Below are 7,016 nucleotides of genomic sequence, written 5' to 3' on the forward strand. Positions count from 1 at the left end.
CTTTCGGCTGGAGCCCAGGAAGTACAGACCGGTGGTCGCCGCGCCCGAGAAGTCGGAGAGCTTCGCCGGGTCGTACGCGGTGACGACCTTGGTGTGCAGGATCGGGTACAGCGGGGCCTCGTCGGCCACCTTGTCCAGGGCCTGCTTCCACAGCGCCTTGCGGGCTGCCTCGTCGGAGGTCTGCGCCGCCTTGTCGAGCAGGTCGGCCATGGCCTTGCGGTCCGCGGCGCTCCACCGGTAACGCTGCCCCGGCCAGGTCTCGCCGTAGTAGAACCAGCGCATCAGCAGGTCGGTGTCGACGCCGAAGACGCTGGGGTCACCGGTGGCCATCAGCACCCGGAAGGTGTCCTTCGGGACGATGTCACCGTAGATGGCGGAGGACGGCACCGTGTTGAGGCTGGCGGTGACGCCGATCTTCTTCCACTGCTCGATGACCAGCGGCGCGACGTCCTTCACTACCGAGTTGTCGGTGGTGTCGAGCTGGAACGACAGGTTCGTGACACCGGCCTCCTGAAGCAGGCTCTTGGCCTTCTCCAGGTTGTAGTCGTAGACGGTGGCGGCCTTCTGGTAGTCCTTGTTGCCCTCGTCCAGGTAGCTCGTCGCCGGGGTGCCGTAGCCGTTGAGGGCGGTCTTGATGACCTCGTCCTTGTTGATCGCGTAGTGCAGCGCCTGGCGCACCCGCTTGTCGCTGAACGGCGCCGCCGACGAGTTGAACATGAGGAAGACCTGGTTGAAGGCCTGCTTCACATCGACGGTGTACTTGTCCTTGAGCGAGTCGACGTTCAGGTACGGCACCGACTCGATGGCCTGGACACGACCGCCCTGCAGGTCCGACACCCGGGCGGAGGCCTCGGAGGTGGTGTTCCAGGTCATCGTCTCGACCTTGGCCGGACGCGGGCCGTTGTAGTTCGGGTTCGTGCTGAGCTTGACGCCCGATTCCTTGGACGCGCTGTCCAGCTTGAACGGGCCGGAACCGATCGGCGCCGTGTCGAACGCCTTCGACGCGGCCGGGTCGGCGGTCTTCGCCTTCGGCAGCACCTTGATGACGGCGATCCGCTCGGCGAACAGGGCGAACGGGTACTTGAGCTTGAACTCGGCCGTCGTCGCGTCCTTGGCGGTCACCGAGTCGATGAACGACACGAACCCCTGCATCAGCGGCGGGGCCTTGGGGTCGGCCGGCTTCAGCACGCGGGTGAAGGACCAGGCGACGTCCTCGGCGGTGACGGGGGTGCCGTCGGAGAACTTGGCGCCGTCGCGCACCGCCACCGTGTAGGTGAGCCCGTCGGCGCTGGCCACCGGGTCTTCCTTGGCGAGCGCGCGGTAAGGTTCCCGGGTAACCGGGTCAAGATCGATCAGGCCCTCGAAGATGTGCTGGTTGACCGCCGTCGCCACCGCCGACGAGGCGTTCCCCGGGTCGAACCCGCTAGAGAGGGTGAACGCGAGGGTGGTCTCGATGGACTTCTTCCCCCCGCTTCCCTCGACGGCGTTGGTCGAGGCCGGGCCGCCGCTGCAGGCGACGAGTCCGAGAGCGAGGGTTGCCGCGGTGGACGCGACTGCCAACGAACGGAGCCGGCGCGGGGGGCAGCGCCGACTCTCCTTTGGCTCAATGGTGGTGCTCACGTAGCTGCCTCCATAGGCTCTTCATGCGCTCGCGGTGCTGCTCGCGCTGAGGGATTCGAAGATAATGGGGTCTGACGTCAGACATCTGATGCCGATAGGGTGAGCGTGTCAGATCCGTGAACGAAGGGCAAGTGGCAGATGACGACCATTGACGCATCCCCGCTACGCGGTGCGGAGCGCCCCGGTCCCCGCCGGCAGGAGGTGGGGACCAAGATCAAGGAGTACATCCTGCGCAACCGCCTCAAGCCGGGGGACATCCTGCCCACCGAGGCGGAGCTGTGCGAGGCGGTGGGCGCGAGCCGCTCAAGCGTCCGCGAGGCCGTCAAGATCCTCTCCGCCCTCGACATCGTCGAGGTGCGGCACGGGCACGGCACCTTCGTCGGCCGCATGTCCCTCGCCGCGCTCGTGGAGGGCCTGACCTTCCGCGGCCTGCTCAGCGGCGAGGAGGACCATCACGTGCTGGGGCAGGTCGTCGACGTCCGGCAGACCCTCGAACAGGGGCTCGCGGCCCAGGTCATCGCCGTCCTCGACAGCGAGCACCAGGCCGCCCTCTCCGCGCTCGCCGACGAGATGGAGAGCCTGGCCGCCCAGGGCATGGACTTCCTCGACGTCGACCGGGCCTTCCACGTGAAGCTGCTGGAACCCCTCGGCAACGACCTGATCCTCCAGCTGACCGAGGCGTTCTGGCAGGTGCAGGCCATCGTCGCTCCGACGCTGCGCACCGAGCCGGAGGACCGGTTGATCACCGCCCAGCGGCACCGGGCGATCGTGCAGGCGGTAGCCGCCGGGGACGTGGCGCGTCTGCAGGCTGCCATCGCCGAGCACTACGCGCCCATCCGGGCCAGCATCGCCCGCGTCGTGCGGGCCTGACGTCGGGCACCCGCCGCCCATCCGCGGTCCAGCGGCGGCGCACCGTCCCCTGTGTCTCGTACACAGGAGACCGTCGCCGCCCTGAGACGTTCGACGAACCGTCACCGCAGCGCCGGGATCGCCGCGGCACCGAGCGGGATCGGTCACAGTGCCCGGCGGAGCCACTCCTCGACACCGGCGACGTGCACAGTGGCCCAGGAGCGCGCCAGATCGGCCTGCCCGGCCGTGATCGCGTCGACGATCGCCTGGTGCTGCTCACGGGTTCGGGTGACGGCGCCCTCCTGGGTGACACCACGCCAGATGCGGGCCCGGGTGGTGGAGCCGGAGAGCCCGTCGAGCAGCGAGCACAGCACGGCGTTTCCGGCGCCGACGGCGATCTGGCGGTGGAATTCCAGGTCGTTGGCGACCAGCGTCTCGACGTCGCTGGTGTCGCCGACGTCGTCGAGGACGGCCTGAAGGTTGGCGATCGCCTCGGCACCCATCCGTTGCGCTGCCAACGCCGTGGCGGCGGGCTCGAGGATCCGCCGGACCTCCAGGAACTCCAGTACGGTGTCGTCGCGGTGGAAATCCACGACGAAGCCGAGCATGTCGAGCAGCAACTGTGGGGCGAGGCTGGTGACATAGGTGCCGTCGCCCTGGCGGACGTCCAGGACGCGGATGATGGACAGCGCCTTCACCGCTTCCCGTAGCGAGTTGCGGGACAGGCCGAGCCGGCGGGCCAGGTCCGCCTCCTTGGGCAGTCGATCGCCGGGGCCGAGTTCGCCCGAGGTGATCATGTTCTTGATCTTGCCGATCGCCTCGTCGGTGAGCGCCATCGCTGCCTCCGGGTAGGGGTGAGCCGTTGCCGTGACCGGGAGGATTACACCCTGAGCTGGCAGACGCGCGCGGCGGTGCCCCCGCCCGCAGCTGCCGGCGAGCAGGCAGATCGGCCAGTCGAAAGCCGTGACGCCGGCCCCCGCCCCGGGGCCGGTCAGGTCAACCCACAGGACCAGCCGCCTTCCGCAAACATCGGGTGTTTCCGAGTCTACGACCTCCGACATCTGATGTGTACCAGGTGTTCGTCCATCCGGCAACAGATCGAGATGACCTGACGGGCTGCCCGTCAAGGTCGCCGCCTCTCCGCAAGTCAGCACATCATGTGGACGAATCCGATCCATTGACAAAAATAAACATCCCATGTTAACTCCTCTCACATAGAGGAGGCCCTATGTTCGAGACCGGCAGTTTCCGGACGGTCCTGCGGGCCGCAGCCGCATCCCTTCTCGTGGCCGCGTGCCTGACGTCCGTGTCCGTCAGCGCGGCTCCAGCCGCGGCCGCCGCCAGCGACCCCGCCCTCGCGCTCTGGTACGACGAACCCGCCGCCAACTGGGAGAGCAACGCGCTGCCGGTGGGCAACGGCGCGCTCGGCGCCATGATCTTCGGGGGCGTCCAGACCGAACGCCTTCAGCTCAACGAGAAGAGCCTGTGGACGGGTGGACCCGGCGCCACCGGATACCACCACGGCAACTGGACGTCACCACGGCCCGGAGCCCTGGCCGGCGTGCAGGCCCAGATCGACCGGGACGGACGGATGGCGCCCGGCGCGGTCGCCACCGCGCTCGGGCAACCGGCGACCGGGTTCGGCTCCTACCAGAACCTCGCCGACATGTACCTCGACATGACCGGCACCCCGGCCACCGTGAGCGACTACCGACGCGAGCTGGACCTCGCCGAGGGCACCGCCCGCGTCGCGTACTCCCACGGCGGGGTGACCTACCAGCGGGAGTACTTCGCCAGCTACCCGCGCAACGTGATCGCCTCCCGGCTCTCGGCCAGCCAGACCGGGAAGGTCTCCTTCGTCCTGCGTCCCGTCTCGGCCCATTCCGGCAGCACCGTGACGGTGGCCAACGGCCGGATCACCACCCGGGGCGCACTGCCCGGCAACGGGCTGATCCACGAGACCCAGTACCGGGTGGTGACCACCGGCGGCACCCGGACCGACGGCACCGACCGGATCACCGTCACCGGCGCCGACTCGGCGTTCATCGTGCTGTCCGCCGCGACGTCGTACGCCGACACCTACCCCACCTACCGCGGCGCCGACCCGCACACCCGGGTCACCCAGGCGGTCGACGGCGCGGCGGCCTCCACCTGGGCGGCGCTGCGCGCGGCCCATCTCGCCGACTACAAGAACCTCTTCGACCGCGTCCGGCTCAACGTGGGCGGGCAGATGCCGAACATCCCGACCGACGAGTTGCGCTCGGCGTACACCGGCGCCGCCGGACGGGCCCAGGACCGGGCACTGGAGTCGCTGTACTTCTCCTTCGGCCGGTACCTGCTCATCGCGTCGTCGCGCGGTGGCTCGCTGCCGGCCAACCTCCAGGGCATCTGGAACAACTCCAACAACCCGCCCTGGCAGGCCGACTACCACACCAACATCAACGTCCAGATGAACTACTGGCCGGCGGAGACCACGAACCTCACCGAGACCGCCACGCCACTGTTCGACTTCATCGACGCGCTGCGGGCACCCGGCCGGGCCACCGCGCAGAACATCTACGGCACGACCGGCTGGGTCACCCACCTCAGCACCAACCCGTACGGCTTCACCGGCGTGCAGGACTGGGCCACCGCCTTCTGGTTCCCGGAGGCTGCCGCGTGGTTGTGCCAGCACCTCTACGAGCACTACCGCTTCACCCGCGACACCACGTTCCTGCGCGATCAGGCGTACCCGGCGATGAAGGAGGCCGCCGAGTTCTGGCGGGCCAACCTGCGCGTCGACCCGCGCGACGGCAAGCTGGTCGTGACGCCCAGCTACTCGCCCGAGCAGGGTGATTTCTCGGCCGGCGCGGCGATGAGCGAGCAGATCGTCTGGGACCTGCTCACCAACACCATCGAGGCGAGCAGCACGCTCGGCGTCGACACCACCCTGCGCGCCCAGTGGCAGACCACGCTGAGCAAACTCGACCCCGGCCTGCGGGTCGGTTCCTGGGGCCAGTTGCAGGAGTGGAAGGCGGACTGGGACAGCCCCACGAACGACCACCGGCACGTCTCGCACCTGTACGCCCTGCACCCGGGCCGGCAGATCTCACCGCTGACCACCCCGGCCCTGGCCAACGCCGCCAAGGTGTCCCTCACCGCACGCGGCGACGGTGGCACCGGCTGGAGCAAGGCCTGGAAGATCAATTTCTGGGCTCGGCTGCTCGACGGCGACCACGCCCACAAGATGCTCAGCGAGCAGCTCAAGAGCAGCACGCTCGCCAACCTGTTCGACACCCACCCGCCGTTCCAGATCGACGGCAACTTCGGGGCCACCGCCGGAATGGCGGAGATGCTGTTGCAGAGCCAGAACGGCGTCGTTGACGTCCTGCCCGCCGTGCCGGCGGCCTGGCCCACCGGCTCGGCCAGCGGTCTGCGGGCACGCGGCAACGTCACTGTGGACACCGAGTGGCGCAACCGGCTGGCCACGCGGATCACGCTGACCGCCGGCAGCGGCGGCACCCTGACGGTTCGTAACCCGATGCTGGCCACCGCGTCGCTGGTCGACCTGACCACCAACCAGACCGTGCCGGTGACCCGATCGGGCAGCCAGGTGACGTTCACAGCCGTGGCCGGGCACCGCTACCAGGCCGTCTCGACGGCCGCGACCGGCACGATCGCCGGTGTGGCGAGTGGACGCTGCGTCGACGTGCCGGGTGCGGCCACCGCCGACGGGACCGCACTCATCCTGTGGGACTGCTCCGGAGCGGCCAACCAGGTCTGGACCCGCGAGGCCGACAACACCATCCGCAACCGTGGCAAGTGCCTCGCCGCCGCCAGCACCACCAACGGTGCCGCAGCCACCATCACCACCTGCGGCACCGCCACCAGCCTACGATGGACGTACGACACCACCGCGAGAACGCTGCGCAACCAGGCCACCGGCACCTGCCTCGACGCCAACGGCGGCGGCACCGCCAACAACACCGCCGTCATCCTCTGGCCCTGCACCACCGCCACCAACCAGCAGTGGCTGATGTAGCGCCGGGCCCAGCCGCCACCCACCCGCACCGCCCCTCCCTGCCCGTTCCCGGAGAGGACACCACCATGACCCGTACCCTGCGCCGCCATCCCGCGCGCGCGAGCGGTGCCGCCCTGGCCGCTCTGGCAGTGCTCGCCACCTGCCTGGTCCAGCTCACCCCACCGGCGGCACCGGCCGCCGCCGCCCCGGGGAACGCCACGATCACGGGGGTGGCCAGTGGGCGCTGCGTCGACGTGCCCGGCGGTGCCACCGCCGACGGCACCGCCCTCATCCTCTGGGACTGCACCGCCGCCACCAACCAGATCTGGACCCGACAGGCCGACAACACCATCCGCAACCGTGGCAAGTGCCTCGCCGCCGCCAGCACCACCAACGGTGCCGCAGCGACCATCACCACCTGCGGCACCGCCACCAACCAACGATGGACCTACGACACCACCGCGAGAACCCTGCGCAACCAGGCCACCGGCACCTGCCTCGACGCCAACGGCGGCGGCACCGCCAACAACACCGCCGTCATCCTCTG

At 69.3% G+C, this 7,016-nt stretch carries 5 protein-coding genes; 3 read left to right on the plus strand and 2 right to left on the minus strand.

Annotated elements, in window-relative coordinates:
• Positions 1-1,620, minus strand: a 1,620-nt coding sequence (locus KBX53_RS17100; RefSeq protein WP_210860311.1) for an ABC transporter substrate-binding protein, incomplete at its 3' end; no start/stop codon positions are given.
• A gap of 138 nt (positions 1,621-1,758) precedes the next feature.
• On the opposite strand from KBX53_RS17100, the gene KBX53_RS17105 reads away from it, so the two are divergent.
• On the plus strand, positions 1,759-2,490 hold the full coding sequence (locus KBX53_RS17105) for a FadR/GntR family transcriptional regulator (protein WP_210860313.1): 732 nt from the start codon (positions 1,759-1,761) through the stop codon (positions 2,488-2,490).
• Positions 2,491-2,633: 143 nt separating this feature from the next.
• On the opposite strand, the gene KBX53_RS17110 is transcribed toward KBX53_RS17105, so the two are convergent.
• Positions 2,634-3,305 (minus strand): FadR/GntR family transcriptional regulator, encoded by a 672-nt coding sequence (locus KBX53_RS17110; protein WP_030333654.1) that lies wholly within the window; start codon positions 3,303-3,305, stop codon positions 2,634-2,636.
• A gap of 392 nt (positions 3,306-3,697) precedes the next feature.
• Here KBX53_RS17110 and KBX53_RS17115 point away from each other — a divergent pair, with 392 nt between their 5' ends.
• Positions 3,698-6,490, plus strand: coding sequence for a glycoside hydrolase N-terminal domain-containing protein (locus KBX53_RS17115; protein WP_210860315.1), 2,793 nt, complete (start codon positions 3,698-3,700; stop codon positions 6,488-6,490).
• A gap of 65 nt (positions 6,491-6,555) precedes the next feature.
• Positions 6,556-7,016: RICIN domain-containing protein (locus KBX53_RS17120; protein ID WP_210860317.1), on the plus strand; the 461-nt coding region annotated here is incomplete at its 3' end.

It is taken from the genome of Micromonospora sp. M51 (assembly GCF_018070305.1).
GTDB lineage: Bacteria > Actinomycetota > Actinomycetes > Mycobacteriales > Micromonosporaceae > Micromonospora > Micromonospora parva.